Below are 24,927 nucleotides of genomic sequence, written 5' to 3'. Positions count from 1 at the left end.
AAATGAAAGCAATTATTATAGTATTACTAGCGATAATAGTAGCGATTTTGGGCTACAATTTTTATACTTCTTGGCATAGATTTCACCCGCCAAACTATCATTACACCCCAACGGTTGAAGTGCCTGAAAATCACGCAGACAAATCATTGTTACTTGCTTATTACGAAGCTGTTGAGAAGCTAAATGGCTATGTAATCACACAGTGGAGTGCAAATAGTATTGATGTTCGTAATCCCGAAGATGATGATGACGCCACAAATGCTGCCGTCTTAACATACGCGTCTAAGTTGGCAACTGTTAAGTATTATGAAGGACAGTTAACCACTACAGAAGTGAAAAAGACAACGTCTAAAACGCCTTCAGAAAAGGAAAAGCGCAAAAAATTGATTGAAAAAATGTTTTACGCTAATCAAAATGACAATGCTTTTAAGCTTGGGGAAAAAAACGCTTTGATTTTTGAAGTGCAACGTATTCTCATTGAAAAAGGAGAAGCCGTTAGTCATGATGGGTTGTACAGAATAGAAACACAAACGGCACTTAAAAATTTTGAGGCTAAAAATAATCTGTTTCCTGATGGTAAATTAGACGCCTTAACATTAGACGCTTTATTAAAGTAGGTTAGGAGCGAACGAATTATCCTTTAAATTCTTTTAATTCGAAATGTTCGCCGTCAAAAACTCCGTAGGTATATTGAGTAATCCAGTCACCTAAGTTGAAGTAGGTTGAGTTTTCTCCTACTTCTATTTGCATAGAAAGGTGCCGGTGGCCAAATACAAAATAGTCGTAATGCTTTGTTTCTAGTTTCCGCTTAGCGTAGAGTGCTAGCCATTCGTTTTCTTCACCTAGAAATTTTTTGTCTTCTTCTCCAGAGATCAGTTTGTTTTTTACTGAAAGATATTGTGCAATTTTCATCCCTAATGCAGGATGAAACCAGTGAAACAACCAATTAAAGACTCGGTTTTCAAACACCTTTTTCATTCGTTTGTAGCCCATATCTCCAGGACCTTTACCGTCTCCGTGCCCCACAAAAAATAGTTTGTCATTAAACGTAAATTCTTTGGGTTGGCGGTAGGTTGGGATGTTTAGTTCTTTTTCGAAATAATCGCCCATCCACAAATCATGATTTCCCACAAAAAAATAAATAGGGATACCGCTGTCTCTTAATTCTGCTAATTTCCCTAAAACACGTACAAACCCTTTTGGAACTACTGTTTTATACTCAAACCAAAAATCGAATAAATCACCTAACAAAAAGATTGCTGCGGCATCGTGTTTTATTTCTTCTAACCAACGAACAAATTTCTTTTCGCGCGGTAAACTCTCGGCTGGTGTGGGCGCTCCAAGATGATTATCGCTAGAGAAGTATATTTTTTTTCCGGGTGGAATTTGCATGAGTTAAAGATACTATGAATTATCTGAAGCATACCATTCTGCATAACTGGTAGCTGTTTCTTGAAGACGTAACGAATGCAACATGATATTTTGAGGTAGTCGCAGTTTAATTTTTTCAGCAAAATCAACGACCATCATTTCACTTGTTGGCTGATAATCTACAAGTAGCACATTATGTCCACGACTACTTAGCTCTTCTGCCAACTCTACATGGGGCGTATTTTTGTTAAAAACAGTAGCATGATCAAACACATCTACAATCTCTTCTTTTACAATTTTTTTTAAGTCGCCAAAGTCTATAACCATACCAAATTTTACATGGTTAACATCGGCAATAGGCGTTCCAATTACCGTTACAGAAAGCTTGTAACTATGTCCATGAACATTACGGCACTTGCCATCGTACCCATAAAGAGCGTGGCCGGTTTCAAAAGAGAATTGTTTGGTGATGCGAATGTTACTCATAAGTTATTGCAGATACTTGCTAGGCAAATATACAGTTTTGAATGCTGACTACTGCTATTTCTTATTTTTCGGTCTTTTAAAGAATTTCCATTTTTTGTATTGCTGAAATACAAGCGCTAACACTATAACTCCTGCCAAAATTAGCATGGCGCCTTTACCATTTATAAAGTCTAAAATGTCCATAATCTGATTTTCTGATTAGACGAAAGAAAAACAAAGTCTTACTAACGCTTATTTTTAATCTTACTAATAATTACAACCACAATTACCAAGACGGCAAGCAGCAAGAATAAGCCAGGACCGCCTAAAAATTCTATAAATTCCATAGTTTATTAAAAATTTGCATAAAAATACTGCTATTTTAGAAGCTGAAAACGCTATTTCAGAAATTACAACAATATTTTGAACGCGCTAAAGCATACATTTGAACTCTATTGAGTGTGTCTTATTAAGAGCGCTAAACTTTATGAAGCAACTATATATCTTACTTGTATTAGTATTTGGGTTTTCTACCCTCGGTTTTTCTCAAGATAAGAAAGCCGATAGCCTACAGCTACTTTTACAACAGGAAACCAAAAAAGATTCCCTCAGAGTAAGAAGGTTACTTGATGTGGCGTATTTTCAACGAACTTCAGACACGAAAGAATCGGGTCCATTGCTGGAGGAGGCAATTTCAATTTCAAGAGAATTAAAAGATCCCTTTTTGGAAGGGGTTGCAAGACGATATTTGTCGCAACATTACAAACGGTTGGGTAATTTCGAAGAAAACCTTCGGGAAGCAATTAGGTCTGTGGAGTTGTTAGATTCTATAGGTGCTAGTAAACAAGAACGAATGCTTTCTAATAGCGAACTAGCTGTTTCGTACCAAGCATCTAACTATCTAGACCGTGCCTTAGAAATGACGTTGAGAAACTTAGAAGAGGTAAAAGAAGATCCTGTTACTCCAGCAAAGGGACGGTATTATTTTGACGTAGGAAATGCATACAATCATTTAGAAGATTATAGCAAAGCTGAGGCCTATTACAACCAGGCCATTTCTATATGCGAAGAAACTAACTTTATTCCTGGCAAAATGTTGATGACAGGTACATTGGCTGCCATGTACCGAGTACAGAAGAAATACGATGCTGCAAAAACTAAATTCAATATTGCACTACCATATTATACTGAAATTGGAGATAAAAGATCAATAGCGTCTGTTAACTATCAGTTAGCAATGATGGAGTCTATGCAGGGCAACCACGCTAAATCGATACCGCTTTACGAGAAATCACTAGAATTATACGAAGAAATTGGCGCGCTGTACTATAGAAAACAAATCAACCAAAAATTATTTGTTGCGTACAGTATTTTGGGTGACCAAAACAAGGCCGAAGCAGCCAATATAATCTATAATGAAACGAGAGACTCTATAGATTCTATGGAAGACAGAAAGCGTATTGCAGAAATGCGCACTAAATACGACACAGATAAAATAGCAGCCCAAAAGCAAGCGGCCGAAGCCAGAGCTGCTTTAGCTTCAGAAGAAAGTAAGAGAAATAGAAACTTACTTATTGGGGCCCTTATAATTGCAGGCCTTGTATTTCTAAGTTTGCTGTTATACTTAGGTAGGATTCGCGCTACAAAAAAGGCAGAGTTAGTTACTATAGAGCTAAAAGAAACTCAAAAAAGACTAGCATTAGAAAAACAATATAGAGACAGTGAGTTGAAGGCACTTAAAGCCCAGATGAATCCGCATTTTATATTTAATGCTCTAAATTCTATTCAAGAGTACATTATTTTGAATAAAAAGGATTTAGCTGGGGATTATTTGGGAATGTTTGCCGATTTAATGCGAAAATATCTTCGGCATAGTGATGCGGGTTCTCTTACGCTTCAAGATGAAATTGAAAGCCTTCAGATGTATCTTGATTTAGAAAAATTACGTTTTGAAGAAACATTAATGTTTACCATAGAAGTTTCCGAAGAAATCAACAAAGAAATAACCCGTATTCCTACCATGCTTATACAGCCCTATATTGAAAATGCGCTAAAACATGGGTTGTTGCATAAGAAAGACAATAGGAAATTATGGATCACTTTTACACAAAAAGACAATGCCACCATACTATGTAGCATTGAAGATAATGGTGTTGGTAGAAAGAAATCTGCCGTGCTCAATTCTCTTAGCCAAAAACAACACCAATCGTTCGCCACTAAAGCAACAGAAAGTAGGTTAGATCTACTTAACTATGGAAAGAATAGAAAGATTGGAGTAGAAATTATAGACTTGTTTAATGAAGATGAAACGGCCAAAGGCACTAAGGTCCTGTTAACAATACCCACCGTAACAGCATAGTATATGAAAGCAATTATTATAGACGATGAACCTAAAGCACGCAGCCTCCTGCGTATTTTAGTAGAAGAAAACTGCCCTAAGATTACTACAATTTTTGAGGCTGGAGACCTTTTAAGCGGCGTAGAAATAATTAAAGAAGAGGCGCCAAATATTGTTTTTCTTGATATTGAAATGCCCGAGCATTCGGGTCTTGAAATATTAAACTTTATAGAAAAAGACGTTGCCAACTTTGAAATCATTTTTACCACAGCCTATAGCGAATATGCTATTCAGGCCTTTCAGTTGTCTGCCATAGATTATCTTTTAAAGCCTATTAGGCCCGCTCAAGTAAGACAAGCTGTTAACAAGGCTATTGAGTTTATGGGTAAAAATGGAATAAGCAAGAAACTAGAAGAATTAAAGAAGAGTTTATCGCAAAATAATTTCGATAAAATAGGACTTCCAGTAAACGATGGAATTAAATTTATTGACTTCAACAATATTCTAATGTTGGAGGCTGATGGCATGTACACCAACATAATGACCAAAGAAGAAAGCTTGTGTATTAGTAAACCGCTAAAACATTTTGTTGAGTTACTTCAAAACATCCCTACGTTCTATCGGCCTCATCGTTCACATCTCATAAACCTCACTTACATTAAGCAATATGTGAAAAGCGATGGAGGGTATATTGTTATGGATAACGGCAAAACAGTTTCTATTTCAAAAGAGAAAAAAGACGAGTTTCTACATTTAGTACAAAATCTATAAATTTCTTTTTAGAAGTTAGGAATGAGGTTTCAGAAGTTACAATGTGAACTTTCTATCAATTAAATTTATTTTTGATACTGAACATAAAAACCAACACACATGAAAGCACTATCGATTGCAATTGCATTTTTCTTTGTGGCAGCGCTACAAGTTTCTGAAACTGCTACTGCTAACACTGAAATTAACAAGACGGAAATTGTAACTCCTTTTGCCAGTTTTAAACTGATAAATGATACGGGAGATAAAGTTAGTATCCATACTGGAAGCGGCTTTGTAAGTTTAAATAAAGGAGGCAGTACAAGTATTACCTGTAATAAAGGAAAGGAAGTACGATGGGCAAAAAGCGGAAAAAAGGGAAGTGTAATTTTCAAGATTTCGGGCGACCATTGTGGAAAAACAATAAAACTCTCAGAATATCTATAAGGAGCTAACTAACCAGTTTTATTTTGAGTAAACCGCCCGTTTTGGGCGGTTTTTTTGTTTATAATGGCTTAAAAGCTATATAAATAGGGGGATTGTGTTTAGCAATTCAAATACGCGTTTCAGCAGTTAGGAGAAAAAATATGGCGGTGAGCGCTACATATTTGCACTGTAATTAATTGACCATTAACACAGAGCAAACATGAAAAAACTAGTATTAATTTTATCCTTCTTACTGCTACTCATCAACACAGCAGGGCTTGCACAAGAAAGTCAGAATGATATTCTCAAAAATTTTGAATCTGGAAAGTATACCGTTTATAAGGTAGTTGATAAAAAGAAGTTTCAGAAAGTAAATAAACCATGGCCCGTTACAATTACCAATCAAGGAGCTGGAGTGAGTAGCGTACTTGTTAAACGATCCGGTATTTTAGATGAAGAATTTAAGCCAGATGTACCGGGGTATCCAGCGTATTTTGCCTTTAAAACATACAGACTAACATTTCTTAAGGATTATGCAGTCTACTACGAGTGGAACGGAAAACAAGAGGCTACTACAAAATATGTGTTAGTAAAGCCGGGCGGTAGTTTTTCTAATAAATGGGAGGCCACTAACGAAAGTGTTGCTAGCTACGCCACCGCAACATTTAAAAATCAAACTAATGCAAGAGCTAATGTAAAAGTGGCAAAAGCGGCTCAGGCAGAGGCAGATCGAAAAGCAAATTCTTTAGAGAACAAAAAGGTAAAGGAGATTCGTCTAGAGCTTATTACAACACCTAAAAAAGTTGCACATTTTAGTGAAGCTATAGATTATGGTATAGTTGCCACACTTCAAGATGGCACACAGCTCAAAACATCTAATCTTGGCGGTAAGCTCCCTTGGGATGATTTTAAACTAACGCATACAGGATGTAGTAGTACAATAGAGCGTGTAAAAGTAGATGAAGATGCAACTAAACTTACCAATGATGAAATAGTACTTCAAGTACAATCTGTATACCATCCCTCTTTGCGTTCTAAAAAAGCAATACCTACAACCAATGATGTTTCAATACAAGTAAGTAGAAACGGGTTTTATGGGGCAGACAGAGCTCAAGCTACAAACAAAGCCACTTTTGGGGCTAGTCAACCAGGCGGAAACGGCCACACACTAACGGTAAAAGTAAAAACCGTTTCTCACAAAAAGTCGGGAATAAAACTTAATAAAATATATATCTACGACGAGACAGAGCGTAAAGTTGTGGCTCATTATAAACTCACACCTAGCACACAGTTAATTATAAATGCAAATGGCGGAAACGGTCAGTGGGGTAGTGACGGAACCAGTGGTAGCTTTCCAAATGGAGACAAGGGAGGTGCCGGTGGTCGTGGAGGTGATGTTACCATTATTAAAGATCCATCGGTAACCGAATTCAACATAACCGTAAATAACAATGGAGGTAAAGGAGGTAGCGGCGGAAAACGCTACAATGTAAATGGAACTTCTGGTGCTACAGGCGCATCTGGAGCTAAAGGAACTACCACAACACAAAAGAAAACAGTACAACTAAACTTTTAACTATCAATAACCATAATTAAATTAATCATGAAAAAACAAACAATTTTTACAGCAATTTTAAGCTTATTCCTTATTGTAGGAGTAAGTAATCAAGCCGAAGCACAATTTGGTAAAAAACTGAAGAAAACGCTAAATGTGGGCAAAAAAGCCAAGAATTCGGGGAAAAAACTAGGAAAAAAAGGAGGAAAGGGTAAGAACTTTTCAAGTTTCAATGAGGAAACTGATGAATTAGGAATGACAGGCCAGTATTTTGGTTTAAAAGACCCTTCTAGTTCTGGATTACGATTTGTGAAAAACGAAGCTGGTAAAATAGTGAACAAGTTGCACTATTTTGAAAGCAGCACAAGCGAGCCAGATATGAAGCTCACTTTAAAGGAAAGCTACTACACTAAACATGGAGTGAAAATGTTTTTCCACTGGAGGTCTGCTAGCGCAAGTAGTTATGTAGAACTTATAGAGATAGACCCTGGAGTTGTTGCCATAATTCAAGGAGACCGAAGCTTAAACAACGCAGATGACCCTATTCCATTAGATGCAACACGTACCGTTGTTGAAGTTGGAGCTAAGGACAAGGCTTCTTTTGATACTTGGGATGTAGAGACAGCTCAAGCTAAAGTAGATATGCTTTTAGGTACATTGAAAAGTGCTGAAGGAGATAAAATTAAGAAAAAACTGATGCGTTTTGATGTTTACAAAAACTACAAAGGAAAAATTGCTTTTGCTAAAGGAACGAACTACTTGAGAAATCAAAAATCAAATCAGCCAACAGAGAAAGAGGCTAATTTTATCACCAAAAGAGAGCTAGGAGCTACGGTAGCATTTAAGCCTTATTTTGAGCAGCCATTAGAGCAAAGCCACCCTGGAGCATGGTTTAATATTACTTACGAAATGGCAGGTGAAAAGACCGACCGCGAGCAGCTAAGACAATCTAGCACTAAGTTTTCTAAAAACATTCCACAGATAGATAAAGATCAGGAAAAATTCTATTTCTGGTACCCTAAAGTAACAATCAACACGTCTAACAACGTGGCAGATTATGCTTTCTTGGAGCTTTTACGTAAAACTCAAGGCAAATTGCAAGCAGGTAACACATATGATCTGAAAGTAACTGTTTGGGCTTATAAAGATGGGGCAAATATAGACCCAGTTGCTACTGGAACAATTCAGCTTGAGTACACTACTGGTGAAAATGGAACAGACAAGTTGCTTAACGACCCTGTAAAAGGATGGATTACCGTATTACAAGACTATTTAGATGAATAACCAAAGAGGTTGATGGTTGGATTGTCAAACATTTGAAGCTTTACCAAAGCAACTAACTAATCAAATAGACAATCCATAGTGTGAAACCAGACTGTTGAGGAGCAGTCTGGTTTTTTGTTTTTTAACTGCACACCAATTATGTAACTAGTGGCAGATATTTTCTATAGTATTTTATAATGAGCGCAATCCCACGCCAAGCAACCCAAACAACCAATGCTAGCCAAATACCAATAAGTCCCCAATCTTGATATTTAGATACATATAAGACCGGGATAAACCCAAAAATGGTGGCAGTTAACAATACATTTCTTAAATAACCCATTTCCCCTAATCCTTTAAAAATAGAGTCTAATGTAAAGGCAATAGCATTAAAGGGTAAGCAAATAAGTACCATAAAGAACATTCCGTAGAAAAGATGAAGCACTTCGGGGTCTTTATTAAACAGAACCCCTAGAGGCTTATAGAGTATAAGACCAATTATTGCTAAGATCGTGGCCACACCAATGTTGTAAAGGCTTACTTTTTTGGTAAGACGCCAAAGACTATTAAAATTCCGTTCGCCTAGTAGTTTTCCACCTAAAATATTACCTGCAGCCCCATATCCATCTAAAAAGAATGCCGTAAATATCCAAATGTTGAAGGCAATGGTATGGGCAGCAATATATTCTTTACCAAGTGCAGCCGCTTCTCTGGTAGATAGAATTAGCGCCGTATTAAGCGCAAGAGAGCGAAGAAACAGATTTAGGCTCATAAATACCAATCGCTTTATTTCAGGATGAAGAGGGAAAACCAGTCGTAAGGAAACGTTGGTTTTCTTGAGTACTAATATTAACGAAAGGACTGCCATTACAGTTTGTGCTGCCAAACTAGCCCAAGCAGCACCAACAACGCCCATTGGCGCTATAAACCCATCAATACCGTAAACTAAAGCAAAATCGAGACCTATATTTAATCCGGCGCCAATAGCTGCAATTATCATGGGCCAAAAAGTATTTTGTAGTCCGCGGAAAATTCCAAAAATGGCAAAGGTGAATAATGTAAGCGGAAATCCCCAAACACGTATGTTGTAATAATCAATACTGAAATCGAGTATAATTCCTTCTGCGTTGAGCAAGGTGAAAATTTCGGCTACAAAAAAATAAGTACCACCCAAAACGATAATACTAAGTGCAATATTGAAGAATACTGCTTGTGCCGGAAAGCTTTTTAAATCTTTAATAGTACCTGCTCCAAGATTCTGCGAAATAATTGCAGAGATTGCACTACGTGTCTGACCGAGAATCCAGATAAGGGCAGATAGAAATGTGCCTACAATACCTACAGCGGCTAAACTTTCGGTACCAAACTCAGGAATATTACCTACAACAGCCGCATCTGTACTAGACAGCACAGGCTCGGCAATACCAGCAATAATCGCAGGGATGGCCAGTTGTTGAATACGTTTAAAGGAAATATTGGTTGCACTCATTGTGTACTACAAAGCTAACACTTTGCAGTAGTTTTATCATAAGACCAGTTCATAACAATGAAAGGGAATTGCTGTCTGTCTTGGAAAATATACATCGCCTAATTTTACATAACCTCGCGCATCATAAAACTGTTGATTTCTTTTATTTTCACTAAAAGTATCTAGACGTACAGAGGTTGCGTTTTTATCTCTGGCAAAGGCTTCGGCAAAATCCATGAGTTTTTTTGCATTTCCTTGATGTTGAAACTCGGGAGCAATTGCAAGTCGGTGGATGTAATAATTGAGACCATCTTCAGTAAGCCAATTTATTGTGTTGTATTCTGCATCTTTAAAGGTAGAGATGGTAATACAACCAATAATGGTATCTTGTTCTAGTAAGACAAAAAGCTCATTGCGCGAAACATCAAATGAAAATGCGGCGGTGGTTGGGTAATCGTCGTTCCATTGAAAGATATTTTCAGCAGCCATTTTTGCAGCACAAGCTTTAGTTATTGCCATAAGTTGAACAATTTCTGATGGTTTCGCTCTTCGAATCATATTTAAGAATTAATTTTGCAGTATAATAAAGATACTTTTTTTACAATGAAAAATATTTTAGTTCCAATAGGTGGCAGTGATAATGCAGTGAGTAATTTACAATATGCCATAGATTTAGCGCAGGAAGTAGACGCGTATGTGTATGTAATTTCTATATTTCAAGAACTTAGTAAAGTAGGCGGCTTAACTAAAGTAAATTCAATTATCAAGGAAGATACAGAGTCTAGATTAGATGAGGTGTTGTCTAAGGTAAACAAAAAGGACGTTACCGTTATAGCACACCCATTAAAAGGAGGCGTTGTAGAAACCATAAACAGATTTAACAAGCATGTACCAGTAGACCTTATGGTACTGTCTCCAAGGAGTAATTCTATACGAGAGGAAGTGTATCTAGGAAATACCTCTGGGAAAATATTAAAACAAACTAATATTCCTATTTTAATTGTTCCAGAAGGGGCAGTTTTTGAACAACCAAGCACAATCTTAATGGCGTTTAAAAATGGTTCTTTTAAATCGAAAAAAATGCTACAGCCTCTTCGGAAATTCTCCAAGCATTTTGGAACAGAGATAAATGTCTTACATGTTGATACGCCAGAAACAACGGAAGAGATGAAAAATGTAAGCAAAGCGCTTAGAAAAATAGAATCATCGTATACCAAAACTGAGAATGCAACAACATTTCAGGCGGTCTTAGAACACTTTCAAAGCCATAACCCAGATATGTTGTGCGTGGTGCGTCGTAAGCGCGGGTTTTTCAAAAAGTTATGGGAAAAGAATGTGGTTCTTAAAAAGGAATTTCATACTACAAAGCCTTTACTTGTTTTGCCAGTACAGGAATAATATTTTTGGTATATTCGTAACCCAAATGGGGGATTAGCTCAGCTGGCTAGAGCGTTTGGCTGGCAGCCAAAAGGTCATCGGTTCGACTCCGATATTCTCCACAGAAAAGGACAAGCTTTGTGGTTTGTCCTTTTTTATTTTTTTACAAACTCAATTGTTGTCGCTACTACATACTGAAGATTTTCAGGCAATTTTTTTTTACTCCATGGATGTCTGGCATTAAAAACATGATCTGCACCTTCAATAATCACCAAGTCAGAATTCTTATTCCAACGGTGGAGCTGTGCCGCTTCTTCTGGTAAAACTGTAGGGTCTTCACTGCCATGAATTAATAACAATGGTTTGTCAAGTGCTTTTACAGCCCTACTAATAGTAAGTCTATGTTCATTGTGTTTAAAGTCTTCATAAAACTGCCAATCGTGTGGCATTTGCTGTTTGGTACGCCCGTTCTCTACAAAGGTGCGCCCAGTTTCTTTCCAGGCTTTAAAACTCTCAGAACCTTCTTGAAACCTTACTTTATAATCGCTAACACCCGCCCAAGTCACTACCTTCGAAATTAAATCACTCTCTTCGGCTTTTAGTAAAACAATTCCACCACCGCGACTATGTCCTATCACCGTTATATCGTTGGTATCTATTTCTGCATTGTATTTTTCTGACAACGTTATAAAATCTAGTATGCGTTGTAAATCATCTTTTTCTTTGCTGTAGTTATTTTGAGCAAAAGCCTCTAGGTCTGGAAAATCTACGGGCTGTTGGGGCGTGCCTCCATTGTGAGAAAAATTAAATTTTATGAAAAACAAACCTGAAACAGCAAATTTTTCAGCAACTAGATTCCAAGCTCCCCAATCTTTAAAACCTTTATAACCGTGACAAAAAATAACGATTGGTTTAGGGGTTTTTGTTTCTTCAAAGAACACATCATATACTATAGGTTTCTTACCTTCTTGAGGCAGTAATTGGTTTTTATTACAAATCATTTAATCAATCTCTTTTTCAGTAAAGGGCGTATCTAGGTTGCAAATCTCCAGAATTAAATTTTTTAATTCTTCCTTAAATAGCAGCAAGGTGTCTTCAGTTATGTTGTAATTTTTAGTTCTCGAAGAATCTTTAGTGCAAAACTTTAGAAATCCACCTTGCATATTTTTAAATGAAATAATACCACCTTGAGTGCTTGTGAAACCATGATTTTCATGTAGCATTAATGCATATGTGAGCACTTGAAAAGCCTTACTAAATTTATAATCTTGGTTAAGCGTAGACCAATCAACTAGCTCTAAGTCGCCTTGATGTACACTGCCCGTTTTATAATCTATAATTCGTAGCTGGCCATTAAAACTATCTACCCTATCTACTTTTCCATGAATATGAACTGGAAACGAGAGTTCTGAAATTGGTAATTGTACACGAAGATTACTTTCTATATGCTCTATTTTAATTGTGTTTCCGCTCTGAAGGTCAGATTCATCAAGCGAGATAAGATTATGTACATAACGTTTTGCTACTTCAAATATGATTAAGTTTTTCCCTTTGGAAATATCCCCGCCTGAAAAACTTTTAGAGAATTGTTTTGCGACTTCAGTTGAAGCAAGCGATTTCAATTTTTTTAGAATTTCCAACGAAAGCTCTGTGCCACAATACGGTTCATAAAGATGTTGTAAGGTGTCATGAACCACAGTCCCTAGTGTATTATAGGCAACAGTTTCTTCAACTTCATCCAGCTCTTTTATCCCCAACACCTTTTGGTAATAAAAGTCTATCGGATTTCTAATGTAAGAAGTGAGTGCAGATGGCGAAAACCCCTTGGCTGCAATAGCCTGTAAACGTTTTTGTACCGATTCGGTTTTTGAAATAGTTTTTAAGCTTTCACTTGAAAAAGTAAGACTTGGACTTACTTGAAATTTAGAATGTACGTGCTGGGCTTGCTTTTCTATTTCTAATTGTAAGAGGAAACGGCTTTTTTCACCACTATTCAAACCTTCTGAAGTGTTTGTGTAGCACATGGTCACTTCTTTGGCCCTATGCAACATATGATAAAAATGATAGGTGTAAATGGCATCCTTTTCTGTAAAAAGAGGAAGATTAAACTGTTTCTTTAAATCGTAAGTGATATATGACGAGTTCGATTTTCCTGCGGGAAGTATTCCTTCGTTAACCGAAAGCAAAACAACGTTCTCAAAATCAAGTACCCTTGTTTCTAAAACACCCATCACTTGTAATCCTTCGTACGCATCTCCTTTGAAATCTATGGTAGTGGTTGCTATTAGCTCTAAGAAAAGCTCTTGTAGCGCTCCAAGCGATGCCAAATGGTCAAACTTAGCCTCTAACGATTGTAGATTAGTAAAGATGCCATGTAGCTCGAATAGCACTACATTTTCTAGCGATCTTTTTTCAATAACACCTTTTAATTTCTGTAAGAGGAATTCACATGCGACGAGTGCCTTTTTAGGGCTATCATCGAAGGAATTGAAAAGGGTAGTAACAATTTCTTTATCCTGCTGTTCAACAATGTCTAATAGTTGTGCTAAGCTATAATGACTTCTATTTTCTTCTGAAATTGCTGCTATAATTTTCTTGCTAACAATCAATTTGGAAGCGACAGGGTGCCCAATAATCTTGAGAATATCTTTGTAATAATATGTCGAATTATTTTTGCTCTGTACCGCTAGCAAGGATTCAAAAAATACAGTTACTGGAAACGTTTTGAGAGAAGCTCCCATAGTTACGTTTACGTGTATCACATTTTGCGGTAAAGAATGTAGTAAGGGTAATAATAATGTTTCGTCGGCTAGAACGATAGCGGTGTTTTTTAGTTTTTCTTCTGAAAATTTAGCTAATAACTCACCGACATATTTTAATTGCGAAACGTTTTTCTGACAAGCAACAAAATTAATATGTTTTCTACCCGAGAAATTTTCAGATATAAACTGAGGATTGTTTTGCTGAAAGTATTTCCATTGCTTCGTATAGCGTCTAAAAAACAAAGAAGCACTATGCGCAGCATCTTCTACAAAGGACCGTTCTGCATCCCAATACACTTCTGAATTTCCATTTTCTAAGAATGCCTGAATAATTTGTTGCTCGGCCACATTAAGGGCGTTAAAACCTATAAAATAATGCTGTTGTTGCGCATTTACGTGTAAGTAATGTTCTATGGCAACCACAGCTTCTCTGTAGACAAGTCCTTGGTAGGCAACACCGTTCTCAATGAGATAAGCTTTTAGATTTTCGTAGAAAAGTGGAAGGCTCTTCCAGAAGGTCACATAGTTTTCTAAAAAATGTGTTTTTTGTGAGGTAACATTCCAGCGCTCTAATGCTTTTATACTTCCTAGATAGTCAAAAAACTGTTGTGTATCTACAAGGTGTCTGTCAACTTCATTAAAATCATTTAAAAGTGTTGTGGCCCATCCTGCGTATTGATCGAAACTTTCTTTCTCTTTAAAGGAAGAAGTCTTCTTGTAAACTTCGTAGCTTTTAAAAAGTAGTTCTGTAGTGTCTATAATTTGCAGCCCAGATAGTTCTTGAATTAGGTCTTCAATGCTGCTAATCTTTGGAAGAAATTGTGTTGATGTTGCTGTTTTCCGAAGGTAGTTTTTGAGAAAGCCACCCGCTCGTTTACTTGGAAGTATAAAAACAGCATCAGATAGATTCTGATGGGTTTTCTGTATATGTTCTAAGGTTTCTTCTAGGAAAGTAAGCATACCCTAAAAATAAGAAACGCCCCCTTAAAAAGGAGGCGTTTCTCGGTAATTTATTTTAGTGTGTTTCTTATTTCTTCAAAGAGATTTCAACACGTCTGTTTTGTTGTCTTCCTGCTGCAGTTTTGTTTGTAGCAATTGGACGGCTTTCACCGTATCCTTCTGAAGTCAACCTATTAGAAGGGATACCTTTAGTTGTAAGGTATTCTCTTACAGATGCAGCACGTCTCTTAGAAAGATCCATGTTATAAGCATCTCTACCTCTATCATCTGTGTGCCCTTCAATGTGGAAGTTAGCAGTTGAGTATTCTTTCATGATATCAGAAATACTCTGTAATGCAGAGTAAGACTCTTGACGGATTGTCGCTTTATCGTAATCGAATAAGATAGTTTTAGAGTACTCATTCAATTGGTTGATAATTTCAATAGTTACTTCTGGGCAACCATTGTTAGCTACAGTTCCAGGAACATCTGGACACTCATCATCTTTGTCTAATACACCGTCACCATCACGATCTTGGTAAGGACAACCATTGTTAGCCTTAGGACCAGCCTCGTTAGGACAAGCATCTTCAGCATCGGTAATACCATCACCATCAGCATCAGGACATCCGTTCATTGAAGCAAGACCAGCTACTGTTGGACAAGCATCTTGAGGATCAGGAATACCATCACCGTCTGTATCAGGACAACCGTTGAATTCAGCTAAACCAGGTGTGTTTGGACAAGCATCGTTTCTATCTTCGATTCCGTCACCGTCTGTATCAGGACATCCGTTAAATTCTGGAAGACCTGGTGTTTCTGGACACTCATCATCTACGTCGTAGATACCGTCACCATCAGTATCTTTTCCACCAAACTTAAACATAAATCCAGCAGAGTGCTGAAAGTGCTTAACTCCATAAGTGTCTTCGAAAGCGTGCTTGTAAGTAGACTGTACGTCAAAGGCAAAGTTTTCACCTAACCAAAAACGAACATTTGCAATACCGTTTGCAGTTCCAAATCCGATATCGTCTATCCAAGTGTAACCACCACCAACACCAAGAGATGGATCAAACCATCCACCTGGGCCGTTAATTAGATCTCTTAAGCTATATTTAATTTCACCATCAAGACCGTAGTACGTTAAATCGTCAGCTCTGGTATCACCTAACTTGTTAATTTTGTTGATAGTACCAACTCCTGTAAAAGAGAATCCGCTACCTATATATCTACCTACAGATACTCTAGATACTGAAGGTAAGATGTTCCAGTGGTCATTCGCATTGAAGTATTCGTCTCCAAATTCTCCTTTAATTTCTTGGAAGTCTGCGCTTCTGGCTGGAAACCTGCCCTCGTCTTCAATTCCTACTGGAAAAACGTCTACTGCGTTCATACCGGCACCAACTGCCCAAGGATTGTTTTCGTCCTGTGCGTTAGCTGCACCAACCCCGATGATAAGGAGCGCAGCAACTAAAATACTGTTAAGATGTTTCATATTCGATTGTTTAATTTTTAAGTGTTAATGGAACAAAAGTAAGTTGTTACAACTTATAAACAAAAGCAAATCTACTAAATTTTTCCGAAATGCAATAGGCTAGCTTCTTATTCTGTGTTAGCTATTGGGTAATGACCCCTAAATTTAGCCCTACTTTTGTGAAGGCAGCAATGGCCTTATCTATATGTACTTTCTCATGAGCAGCAGATAATTGCACACGAATTCTCGCTTTCCCCTTTGGTACAACTGGATAAAAGAACCCTATAACGTAGATTCCTTCTTCAAGAAGTAAATCGGCCATTTCCTGCGAGAGTTTCGCATCGTATAACATTACCGGAACAATTGCAGAGTCTCCTTCAACAATATCAAAACCAGCAGCTTTCATACCTTCTTTAAAGTAAGCGGTGTTCTTTTCTAGTTTATCGCGAAGAGACGTATCTGTTGCAAGCATTTCAAATACCTTAATAGATGCTCCTACAATGGCAGGGGCAAGTGAGTTAGAGAATAAGTACGGTCTTGAACGTTGTCTTAATAATTCAATAATTTCTTTTTTCCCGGTAGTATATCCTCCCATTGCTCCGCCAAGCGCCTTTCCTAAGGTTCCTGTTATAATGTCTATTCTGCCCATCACCCCTTTTTCTTCAAGGGTTCCGCGTCCTGTCTCCCCAATAAAACCTGCTGCATGACATTCATCTATCATAACCAAGGCATCGTATTTATCAGCTAAATCGCAAATTTTATCTAAAGGAGCCACAATACCATCCATAGAAAAGACTCCGTCTGTTACAATAATTTTAAATCGAGCACCATTTTCGTTGGCAGCAATAAGTTGCTCTTCCAAGGCTTCCATGTTGCTGTTTTCATATCGGTAGCGCGCTGCTTTGCACAGACGCACACCATCTATTATAGACGCGTGATTTAGCGAATCTGAAATTATGGCATCTTCGGCTGTAAGCAATGGTTCAAAAACACCACCATTTGCATCAAAAGCCGCAGCATATAAAATGGTATCTTCTGTTTGATAATAAGAAGCAATGCTTGCTTCCAAATCTTTGTGAATATCTTGAGTTCCGCAGATAAAACGAACCGACGACATTCCAAACCCGTGCGTGTCCATAGCATCTTTTGCAGCTTGTATTACTTCTTTGTTGGAAGAAAGCCCTAAATAGTTGTTAGAACAAAAGTTAATCACTTCTTCTCCTGTTGAAATCTTAATTGCTGCACCCTGAGGAGAAGTAATAATGCGTTCTTTTTTGAACAATCCATTATCCTTTATTTCCTGAAGTTCTTGCTGTAAATGTTCTTTAATTTTTCCGTACATCTCGGTTTGGTTTTATGAGGTGTCAAAGTTAAATTTTATTTATGGAAATTGAAGCGCCATGACTATAAATTAGAATTTTTTCAGCAATCTCATAGCCCATATCTTGTAAGGTTTTACCATATATTTCGAGCTGCCGATTGTGTTTTGTATTTTCTGTACCTGTTTTATAGTCGGTTATAGTTACCGTATTATCATCAAAAAAATTGAGCCTATCTGGGCGCAACAGTTCTTGAGTACTAGTTACAATATCGCGCTCATTTATAATACTGCTTGGCGTTAGTTCGTCTGAGAACAAATGCATAACATCTGGATGCTGTACAATATTTACCACAACACTTTCAAGATAAGTTATGGTGTCTTCAGGATAAAGTGCCCTTTCTCTATATGATGCGAAAACAGTTTTAATATCATTTTTAGTACGAATATGCTCCATAGTATCATGAACAAGATTCCCTAAGTCAATAGCCGCTTCTGCATCTGTTTGCCAAAGAGATGCTTCAGAACTGGCGATTCTCAATTGATGCTCTTCTGGGCTAGAAGAAATATAGCTAGGTGTTACTACTACAACTTCGTCACGTTTCTTTTCTTTGGAAGCAAGGTTGCAAGTGGCTTTAAAATCGCCAAATGAATAGCGTAATTGATCTGGGTTCCAAAGGTTATTTGCCGATAAATAGGCAATGAGAAGCTGCCTAAAGTCGTCAGGTTGCTCAATAGATATTTTTGAGGGAATTTCAGAGTAAACATATAGTTGTTCTACAGCACGTGTAAGAACAACGTATAACAAATTAATGTTGTCTAATTCTAGGGTGTTTCGTCTGTCTGAAAAAAGCGCCTGACCTACAGCACCAAAATGTTCTACTTCTTTGGAGAAATTAATCAGGGCATCACCAAAACCACCTTCATTTAAAGGAAACCAAGCCTTGGCATTTTGTTCTGCATATAGCTTTGTGTTGGCGTATGGATATAATACTATCGGAAATTCTAGACCTTTACTTTTGTGAATTGTCATTACAGTAACGGCATCTTTCATACCTTCTGAAGGAATACTGGCTTTCTCTTTTTTCGACTCCCAGTAGTCTAAGAAATTAAGCTTACTTGCCTGAGGTTGTGTTTCAAACTCCAAGACTATATCCATAAAGGCAAAGAGATATGCATCTGCAACTGTATAAAGCTTACTTTGTTTAATAAGATATTCAAATGCTTGATACAGAGACAATGTAGTGAGCGTGGCGAGATTAACCGTTATTTGGTACTCGCTAAGTAGCTCATTTAAGGAAGTGTCGTTCTTTGAAAGACAAGCTTCTAAAAAATCATGTTTGGCTGTAGGAATATTAAAATGACCGTGTAAAAAATCTAGCCAACTCACCTTCACCATATCATTATCTGGGTATAGCGCGAGTGTAAGTCCGTTTACTAAAAACTGTACGAGTGCCGAAGAATTTACTAGAAGTGTTTCTGCAGAGACCACATGAATGCCAGCCTCCATTAAGTAAGTACTAATAGCAACACCATCTTTTTTGGTTCTCGTTAAAATGCAAATATCTTCTGGTGCGTACTTGCCAGCTGTTAGGTTTTGTATGGTGTTTAAAACACATCGCCCGTATTGCTCGTTAGCGTCTTCTTTATCTGCCGCGGTTATAAATTCTAATTGAACGTAGCCTTCAGATTTCGAATTGGTCTTTTGCCGATTACCAATTTCGTATAAATTTTGATGCATCGAATTTCCAAATCTATTGGCAAGAAAGCTAAAAAAAGAATTATTAAAAGAGACTATTTGCTCATGGCTACGCCAATTGGTATCTAGGTTCTCTATTGCCACATTTGTGTTCGAAAACGGAACAGCTTTCTTGCTGTATAAATCAATAAATTGCTCTGGTAAGCCCCCCCGCCATCTATAAATAGCTTGTTTGGCATCTCCTACTAATAAAACGCTACCTGGGCTTGTGCCTTCGTACTCTTGAGAAACTGCATTGTCTATAAGTGGAATTAAATTTTGCCATTGTAATAGCGATGTGTCTTGAAATTCATCTATAAAAAAATGCCGATACCTGTCTCCTAGTCGTTCATAAATAAAAGGAGCTGGTTGATCTTTTATTTCTTCATTAATCAAAGCGTTAAATTCTGAAATAGGAAGGACGTTCTGTTCCTCTTTTAAGTTTTGCAATTCCAGTTGCACTAAATTGATTACAGACAAGGGGGTGAGGTTTTTAAGAATGTTGTCTAGTAACTTAATTTCTACGACCAATTCTTTAGATTGTAAAAACACAGCAACAAATTGATCTGTAAGTGCATCGATAGTTTGAGCAATCGCATCGGTTGTTTTTGATTTGGGATACATAGGCTTCTCTCCCATACTACTTTGCCATGCAGCACCGAAAGCAACAGATAGGTTTTCGTTGGCTATTTTTTCGAGATAACTTGGAAAATAAGCTCTAGAGCCACCATTAAAATCTGTTTTCTCTAGACCAGCCTCTTCAATGATTTGCAAGGTGTTTTTCGCTAGGTCTTTTAATGTGGCGAAATGACTGTTACGTTTTTTAGTAAGTGTTGCTTTAAGCGTTTGAAAATCGGTTAAGGTTGTGGTCTTAAATTGTTGTAAATACGCTGCGTCATTCTCATTCAGCAACAACGAGGCAGTAGTTAGTAAGTCGTATGCAATATCCCATGATTTATCTTCATCTGTTTTGTGTAGTGCAAATGCTACTAGCACTTTTGTTATTTCCATGTCTTCACCTGCCTTGTTAATAAGATTGTCTACAGCTTCAGACAGGAGTAAAGGAACATCTAAGCTCACTTCAAAATGGGCCGGAAGTTTTAAATCTCTTGCAAAAGTTCTAATCAATCTATGATTAAAATGGTCTATGGTTTCAACACTAAATTGGGCATAATTATGTAAAAGATGTTTTAACGACTTTTTTGCTCTAAGCTGAAGTGTTTCGATAGAAATTTCAGTTCTTTTGGCAATTTTTTGAAGCATTTTAGGCGGGTTTGTAAAGCTTTCTTCTTCGGAAAAGCTTACAAGCGTATCTATGATACGTTTTTTCATTTCTGCTACGGCCTTGTTGGTAAACGTAATAGCCAAAAAGTTCTTATAGGCGTCGGGATTGCCAGAACTAAGCAGCTTTTCTAAGAACAGTTGAACCAGGGTAAAAGTTTTTCCGCTACCGGCAGAAGCATTGTATATGGTAATAGGTGCTGAAATTTCCAAAAGCTATTTTTTATAAAAGTACAAATTAATGTGGGTAGAAGGGTCGTATTTGTTCTATCTATACACCCATAAAAATCTTATAAGTTTTATAACATTTAATACCTTTTGTAATACGTACCTTTATACTTTAAAATTTTATAGTAACCAAAAAGCAATAATTATGTCATTTGAATTACCACAATTAAAATACGCTCACGATGCGTTGGCACCACATATAGACGAACAAACCATGAAAATTCACCATGGTAAGCATCATCAAGGATATACAAATAAGCTAAATGCAGCTATTGATGGAACCGATATGAAAGGTAAAACCATCGAGAATATCCTTATGAATCTAGATATGGACAACAAAGCTGTTCGTAACAACGGTGGCGGTTTTTACAATCACAGCCTATTTTGGGAAGTGATGTCTCCAGATGGCGGCGGAGAGCCAACCGGTGAACTTTTAAGTGCTATTAATAGTGCATTTGGAAGTTTTGCCGATTTTAAATCAAAATTTTCTTCGGCAGCCGGAGGACAGTTTGGTTCTGGTTGGGCTTGGCTATGTGTTCACAAAGGTGGAAACGTTGACGTTTGCAGCACGCCAAACCAAGATAATCCGTTAATGCCAGGAGTTGGCTGTGGCGGAACACCAATTCTAGGATTGGATGTATGGGAACATGCCTATTACTTAAATTATCAGAATAGACGTCCAGATTATGTTGAAGCATTCTTTAATGTAATTAACTGGGATGAGGTGTCAAGAAGATATGCAGAGAACAAGTAATTGTTTAAAGCTAAAAATTAGAAAGCCACTCTTAACGAGTGGCTTTTTTTTTGCTTTATAAAGCTTATGATAAAGTATAAATGGCCATACCTAAATGGCGACACGATGTTATAAATTATTCTTTTGGAGCTGGTACCAAACAACATCTTCGCCTCCCTCTTCGTAGGGAGCGAATTTGTCAAATTTCATCCCAACTTTTTCCATCACTCGTATCGATGCTTTATTCTCTTTCAAAGCAATTGCGATTATCTGTTTTAATAGGAGATTGTTAAATCCGTACGCCAGAATTGCATGAGATGCTTCTGTTGCATAACCCTTCCCCCAATATTTAGGTAAAAATCTATAGCCAAGATCAATTTTATCAAATTCGGGTAGGTATGCTAAACCAGCCCACCCAATAAAATGCATTCCATCTTTTAGAAAAGTGGCCCACCTGCCGTAACCATACTTTTTATAATCGTTAATCCTTGTCTGAATTGCCTGTTCCATTTCTTCTATAGAGTCTATAGGGGGCTCTCCAGTATACTTTTGTACGTCAGGATTAGAATGTAATTGAAACATTACATCTGTGTCCTGAAGCGTAATTTCTCTTAACAGTAATCTTTCTGTATCAATTAGAGGTTTCATTTTAGTAATTATTGCCAATTAGAGATAGCATTTAAAGTAGACATATTGTAGTACTAGAAGATAGCGAAGCACTTTCATAACAATCGTTGTCACTACATACTATTTGGCACATCTTTAGATTTAATGCATAAAAAAAGACGAACAGTAGTTCGCCTTTTTTTGCCCCAAATCTACCATGAACTTAACCTACTTATGCTATGGTATGAATCAAATATATATTATTCTAAGTTTAACAATGTTAACTTTTAGACCAAACGTCTTTTTATTCGTTAAAGTGCTGATTATTGACGATTTCCGCAAAGAACTATGGTAATACATACCTATAAGGTTGTATCTAAAAGGTTGAATGTAGCGATAAACGTTACCTTCTAAAGCTAATTTCTAATAGTACCAAAAAAAGCGCTTCCTAGATTCAGTTGGTAAAAAATGGCAAACAAAAGTTTTTTGGTATTGAGAATCGCCTTCGTAATACATACTATCGCTTGGTATTACTCTCCACCCCGTTAGATTTTGGGTATAAAAAAAAGGTAAACAAAAGTTTTTGGGTATTAAGAATCGCCTTCGTAATACACGCTATCGCTTTGTATTACTCGCCACCCCGTTAGATTTTGGGTATAAAAAAAAGGTAAACAAGAGTTTTTGGGTATTAAGAATCGCCTTCGTAATACACGCTATCGCTTGGTATTACTCGCCACCCCGTTAGATTTTGGGTATAAAAAAAAGGTAAACAAGAGTTCACCTTTTTTGCCCCAAATCTACCATGAACTTAACCTACTTATGCTATGGTATGAGTCAAATATAGATTATATTTTGAAATGAGCTATAAGTGTTTTCCTACTTTTAGACTAAGTGTTCTTTTATTCGTTTAAGTGCGCGACAAAATAAAAATTTTAACATTTAATACGCCCTTTCTGGGTTGCCTTCATAAAAATTGATATAGGCTCTATTCACTACCCGATTTCCACCAACCGTTGGGTAATTGCCTGTAAAATACCAATCTCCAAGGTTTTTAGGACAGGCTTTATGCAAATCATCTACAGATTGAAAGATTAATTTTACTTTGGCGTCTATTGTTTCCTCACTAATAATTTCTGCTATTTTATCTGAAATTTCTTGGTCGGTAAATGGAGCATATAAATCTTTTACGTGGTTTATTACATCGGCATCCTGAAGTTCGAGCTGTTGTTTGCACTTTTTATAAATTTCTTCAATGATAGATGCAGTACCTCTTTCTTTGTGTAATTCTAATGCTGCATTAAAGGCTACTAAATGCTCTAAGCGCGCCATATCTATTCCATAACAATCGGGATAGCGAATCTGTGGTGCAGAAGAAACCACAATAATTTGTTTTGGTTTCAGGCGATCTAGCATTTTTAATATACTTTTCTTAAGGGTTGTGCCTCGAACAATACTATCATCAATAATTACAAGATTGTCATTTGGCTTCACCACTCCGTAGGTAACATCATAAACATGAGCCACAAGATCGTCGCGACTACTGTCATCTGTTATAAACGTACGAAGCTTAACATCTTTAATGGCTATTTTTTCAGTCCTAATTTTATGCGATTGAATTTCTAGCAATCGTGCTTCGGTTAGATTTTCAGCTTCTTTAAGAATAGCCTCGTTCTTTTGCTTGTTCAACTCGTTTTGAGCAGCGTCTAGCATTCCGTAGAAAGAAGTTTCAGCAGTATTGGGTATAAATGAAAAGACGGTGTTTTCGGTATCGTAATTTATATTTTCTAAGACCTTTGGCATTATTAATCTACCTAACTCTTTACGTTCTTGGTAGATTTCGGCATCGCTTCCTCGAGAAAAGTAAATACGTTCAAAAGAGCACGATTTACGTTCTAAAGGCTCTAAAATTTCTTGCATAGACACAGAACCATTTTTCTTCATCAGCAGTGCATGCCCAGGCTCAATTTCTTGTACACTTTCAAAAGGCACATTAAAAACGGTCTGAATTACGGGTCGTTCACTAGCAACTACAATTACTTCATCATCTTGGTAGTAATAGGCAGGTCTAATACCTGCTGGATCTCTTAGCACAAACGCATCACCATGACCTAGCAGTCCAGCCATTGCATAGCCACCATCCCAGTTTTTAGCAGATTTGCGCAGTATTTTGGCAAGATTTAAATTCTCGGCTATGTATGGGGACGCTTCAATTTTACTTAGTCCTTGGGCTTTAGATTTCTTATAGAGTTTTCGAACCGCATCGTCTAAAAAGTGACCAATTTTCTCCATTACTGTTATGGTATCGGCTTTTTCCTTAGGATGCATACCCAATTGGATGAGGTTATCAAACAACTCGGTAGTATTAGTCATGTTAAAATTACCTGCAATAATGAGGTTTCTGTGCATCCAATTGTTGGTACGCAAGAAAGGGTGAACAGTTTCTACACTATTACCTCCAAAGGTTCCATAACGTACATGCCCTAATAAGAGCTCACCTATATAAGGTATTTGTCTTTTTTGGGCAGCCACATCGTCTTTTAAACTCGGAGCAAGTTTAAACTCATCATTGATGCGTTGGTTTATTTGTCCGAATATATCCTGAATGGGCTGTGCTTGGTTAGAGCGAATACGACTTATATATCGATCTCCGGGCTTTACATCCAGCTTTATACTGGCAAATCCAGCACCGTCTTGTCCGCGGTTGTGCTGTTTTTCCATCATTAGGTACATTTTATTGACCCCGTAGAAAGCAGTTCCATATTTTTCTTTGTAATATTCTAATGGTTTTAGAAGTCTTACCAAGGCAATGCCACATTCGTGTTTTAGTGCGTCACTCAT

Annotated in this window: 20 protein-coding genes and 1 tRNA gene; 9 read left to right on the top strand and 12 right to left on the bottom strand. The window is 37.2% G+C overall.

All coding sequences use genetic code 11. The features are described from left to right. Positions 1-2 precede the first annotated feature (2 nt). On the top strand, positions 3-617 hold the full coding sequence (locus G5B37_RS09750; protein ID WP_164679848.1) for a peptidoglycan-binding domain-containing protein: 615 nt from the start codon (positions 3-5) through the stop codon (positions 615-617). A gap of 16 nt (positions 618-633) precedes the next feature. On the opposite strand, the gene G5B37_RS09745 is transcribed toward G5B37_RS09750, so the two are convergent. The 3 genes from G5B37_RS09745 to G5B37_RS15180 are packed head-to-tail and all read right to left on the bottom strand — an operon-like array spanning position 634 to position 2,040. Beyond that, positions 634-1,392, bottom strand: coding sequence for a UDP-2,3-diacylglucosamine diphosphatase (locus tag G5B37_RS09745; protein ID WP_164679847.1), 759 nt, complete (start codon positions 1,390-1,392; stop codon positions 634-636). A gap of 12 nt (positions 1,393-1,404) precedes the next feature. After that, positions 1,405-1,857: a 6-pyruvoyl trahydropterin synthase family protein gene (locus G5B37_RS09740; RefSeq protein ID WP_164679846.1), complete on the bottom strand. Its 453-nt coding sequence runs from the start codon at positions 1,855-1,857 to the stop codon at positions 1,405-1,407. Positions 1,858-1,911: 54 nt separating this feature from the next. Next, complete coding sequence (locus tag G5B37_RS15180) at positions 1,912-2,040, bottom strand: hypothetical protein (protein ID WP_263649778.1); 129 nt, start codon at positions 2,038-2,040, stop codon at positions 1,912-1,914. A 283-nt stretch (positions 2,041-2,323) separates the two neighbouring features. Between G5B37_RS15180 and G5B37_RS09735 the strand changes: the two genes are divergently transcribed. The 5 genes from G5B37_RS09735 (at position 2,324) to G5B37_RS09715 (ending at position 8,186) form a co-directional block, all read left to right on the top strand. Next, on the top strand, positions 2,324-4,195 hold the full coding sequence (locus tag G5B37_RS09735; RefSeq protein WP_164679845.1) for a histidine kinase: 1,872 nt from the start codon (positions 2,324-2,326) through the stop codon (positions 4,193-4,195). A 3-nt stretch (positions 4,196-4,198) separates the two neighbouring features. Further along, positions 4,199-4,945, top strand: a complete 747-nt coding sequence (locus G5B37_RS09730) for a LytR/AlgR family response regulator transcription factor (protein ID WP_164679844.1) — start codon at positions 4,199-4,201, stop codon at positions 4,943-4,945. Between the two features lie 99 nt (positions 4,946-5,044). Further along, entirely contained in the window at positions 5,045-5,368 is a 324-nt protein-coding gene (locus G5B37_RS09725) for a hypothetical protein (protein ID WP_164679843.1), read from the top strand. A gap of 199 nt (positions 5,369-5,567) precedes the next feature. Then, a complete protein-coding gene (locus tag G5B37_RS09720; protein ID WP_164679842.1) occupies positions 5,568-6,923 on the top strand; it encodes a hypothetical protein in 1,356 nt (451 codons plus the stop codon). A gap of 27 nt (positions 6,924-6,950) precedes the next feature. Then, positions 6,951-8,186, top strand: coding sequence for a hypothetical protein (locus tag G5B37_RS09715; protein ID WP_164679841.1), 1,236 nt, complete (start codon positions 6,951-6,953; stop codon positions 8,184-8,186). 136 nt (positions 8,187-8,322) lie between these two features. Here the strand turns inward: G5B37_RS09715 and G5B37_RS09710 are convergent, their stop codons facing one another. Both G5B37_RS09710 and G5B37_RS09705 read right to left on the bottom strand, forming a co-directional pair. Further along, the gene (locus G5B37_RS09710) at positions 8,323-9,654 is read right to left on the bottom strand and encodes an MATE family efflux transporter (protein ID WP_164679840.1); all 1,332 of its coding nucleotides are present in this window, start codon (positions 9,652-9,654) and stop codon (positions 8,323-8,325) included. Positions 9,655-9,690: 36 nt separating this feature from the next. After that, positions 9,691-10,191, bottom strand: coding sequence for a GNAT family N-acetyltransferase (locus G5B37_RS09705; RefSeq protein ID WP_164679839.1), 501 nt, complete (start codon positions 10,189-10,191; stop codon positions 9,691-9,693). Positions 10,192-10,236: 45 nt separating this feature from the next. On the opposite strand from G5B37_RS09705, the gene G5B37_RS09700 reads away from it, so the two are divergent. Both G5B37_RS09700 and G5B37_RS09695 read left to right on the top strand, forming a co-directional pair. Continuing rightward, positions 10,237-11,031: a universal stress protein gene (locus G5B37_RS09700; RefSeq protein WP_164679838.1), complete on the top strand. Its 795-nt coding sequence runs from the start codon at positions 10,237-10,239 to the stop codon at positions 11,029-11,031. A gap of 27 nt (positions 11,032-11,058) precedes the next feature. Further along, positions 11,059-11,132 (top strand) — tRNA-Ala (locus G5B37_RS09695). A gap of 33 nt (positions 11,133-11,165) precedes the next feature. Here the strand turns inward: G5B37_RS09695 and G5B37_RS09690 are convergent. The 5 genes from G5B37_RS09690 to G5B37_RS09670 form a co-directional block, all read right to left on the bottom strand. Continuing rightward, positions 11,166-12,011, bottom strand: coding sequence for an alpha/beta hydrolase family protein (locus G5B37_RS09690; RefSeq protein WP_164679837.1), 846 nt, complete (start codon positions 12,009-12,011; stop codon positions 11,166-11,168). Continuing rightward, complete coding sequence (locus G5B37_RS09685) at positions 12,012-14,732, bottom strand: PD-(D/E)XK nuclease family protein (protein ID WP_164679836.1); 2,721 nt, start codon at positions 14,730-14,732, stop codon at positions 12,012-12,014. 67 nt (positions 14,733-14,799) lie between these two features. Further along, a complete protein-coding gene (locus G5B37_RS09680) occupies positions 14,800-16,206 on the bottom strand; it encodes an OmpA family protein (protein WP_164679835.1) in 1,407 nt (468 codons plus the stop codon). A gap of 121 nt (positions 16,207-16,327) precedes the next feature. After that, positions 16,328-17,527, bottom strand: a complete 1,200-nt coding sequence (gene kbl, locus G5B37_RS09675; RefSeq protein WP_164679834.1) for a glycine C-acetyltransferase — start codon at positions 17,525-17,527, stop codon at positions 16,328-16,330. A 28-nt stretch (positions 17,528-17,555) separates the two neighbouring features. Further along, a complete protein-coding gene (locus G5B37_RS09670) occupies positions 17,556-20,735 on the bottom strand; it encodes a UvrD-helicase domain-containing protein (RefSeq protein WP_164679833.1) in 3,180 nt (1,059 codons plus the stop codon). A gap of 160 nt (positions 20,736-20,895) precedes the next feature. Here G5B37_RS09670 and G5B37_RS09665 point away from each other — a divergent pair, with 160 nt between their 5' ends. Continuing rightward, a complete protein-coding gene (locus G5B37_RS09665; protein WP_164679832.1) occupies positions 20,896-21,504 on the top strand; it encodes a superoxide dismutase in 609 nt (202 codons plus the stop codon). 108 nt (positions 21,505-21,612) lie between these two features. Here G5B37_RS09665 and G5B37_RS09660 read toward each other — a convergent pair whose 3' ends face one another. Both G5B37_RS09660 and G5B37_RS09655 read right to left on the bottom strand, forming a co-directional pair. Next, positions 21,613-22,131: a GNAT family N-acetyltransferase gene (locus G5B37_RS09660; protein WP_164679831.1), complete on the bottom strand. Its 519-nt coding sequence runs from the start codon at positions 22,129-22,131 to the stop codon at positions 21,613-21,615. Positions 22,132-23,028: 897 nt separating this feature from the next. Continuing rightward, positions 23,029-24,927: an amidophosphoribosyltransferase gene (locus G5B37_RS09655; protein ID WP_164679830.1), complete on the bottom strand. Its 1,899-nt coding sequence runs from the start codon at positions 24,925-24,927 to the stop codon at positions 23,029-23,031.

It is taken from the genome of Rasiella rasia, assembly GCF_011044175.1.
Lineage (GTDB): Bacteria > Bacteroidota > Bacteroidia > Flavobacteriales > Flavobacteriaceae > Marinirhabdus > Marinirhabdus rasia.
The sequence above is the reverse complement of the archived record's forward strand: the minus strand, read 5'-3'. Positions and strand labels throughout refer to the sequence as shown.

Excerpts from the sequence above, each read along its gene's own strand:
- G5B37_RS09735 (WP_164679845.1), top strand. The coding sequence starts at position 2,324 with ATGAAGCAACTATATATCTTACTTGTATTAGTATTTGGGTTTTCTACC.
- kbl (WP_164679834.1), bottom strand. The coding sequence starts at position 17,527 with ATGTACGGAAAAATTAAAGAACATTTACAGCAAGAACTTCAGGAAATA.
- G5B37_RS09655 (WP_164679830.1), bottom strand. The coding sequence starts at position 24,927 with ATGAGTGACGCACTAAAACACGAATGTGGCATTGCCTTGGTAAGACTT.
- G5B37_RS09730 (WP_164679844.1), top strand. The coding sequence starts at position 4,199 with ATGAAAGCAATTATTATAGACGATGAACCTAAAGCACGCAGCCTCCTG.
- G5B37_RS09660 (WP_164679831.1), bottom strand. The coding sequence starts at position 22,131 with ATGAAACCTCTAATTGATACAGAAAGATTACTGTTAAGAGAAATTACG.
- G5B37_RS09705 (WP_164679839.1), bottom strand. The coding sequence starts at position 10,191 with ATGATTCGAAGAGCGAAACCATCAGAAATTGTTCAACTTATGGCAATA.
- G5B37_RS09745 (WP_164679847.1), bottom strand. The coding sequence starts at position 1,392 with ATGCAAATTCCACCCGGAAAAAAAATATACTTCTCTAGCGATAATCAT.
- G5B37_RS09685 (WP_164679836.1), bottom strand. The coding sequence starts at position 14,732 with ATGCTTACTTTCCTAGAAGAAACCTTAGAACATATACAGAAAACCCAT.
- G5B37_RS15180 (WP_263649778.1), bottom strand. The coding sequence starts at position 2,040 with ATGGACATTTTAGACTTTATAAATGGTAAAGGCGCCATGCTAATTTTG.
- G5B37_RS09720 (WP_164679842.1), top strand. The coding sequence starts at position 5,568 with ATGAAAAAACTAGTATTAATTTTATCCTTCTTACTGCTACTCATCAAC.
- G5B37_RS09725 (WP_164679843.1), top strand. The coding sequence starts at position 5,045 with ATGAAAGCACTATCGATTGCAATTGCATTTTTCTTTGTGGCAGCGCTA.
- G5B37_RS09750 (WP_164679848.1), top strand. The coding sequence starts at position 3 with ATGAAAGCAATTATTATAGTATTACTAGCGATAATAGTAGCGATTTTG.
- G5B37_RS09700 (WP_164679838.1), top strand. The coding sequence starts at position 10,237 with ATGAAAAATATTTTAGTTCCAATAGGTGGCAGTGATAATGCAGTGAGT.
- G5B37_RS09710 (WP_164679840.1), bottom strand. The coding sequence starts at position 9,654 with ATGAGTGCAACCAATATTTCCTTTAAACGTATTCAACAACTGGCCATC.
- G5B37_RS09680 (WP_164679835.1), bottom strand. The coding sequence starts at position 16,206 with ATGAAACATCTTAACAGTATTTTAGTTGCTGCGCTCCTTATCATCGGG.
- G5B37_RS09715 (WP_164679841.1), top strand. The coding sequence starts at position 6,951 with ATGAAAAAACAAACAATTTTTACAGCAATTTTAAGCTTATTCCTTATT.
- G5B37_RS09665 (WP_164679832.1), top strand. The coding sequence starts at position 20,896 with ATGTCATTTGAATTACCACAATTAAAATACGCTCACGATGCGTTGGCA.
- G5B37_RS09690 (WP_164679837.1), bottom strand. The coding sequence starts at position 12,011 with ATGATTTGTAATAAAAACCAATTACTGCCTCAAGAAGGTAAGAAACCT.
- G5B37_RS09740 (WP_164679846.1), bottom strand. The coding sequence starts at position 1,857 with ATGAGTAACATTCGCATCACCAAACAATTCTCTTTTGAAACCGGCCAC.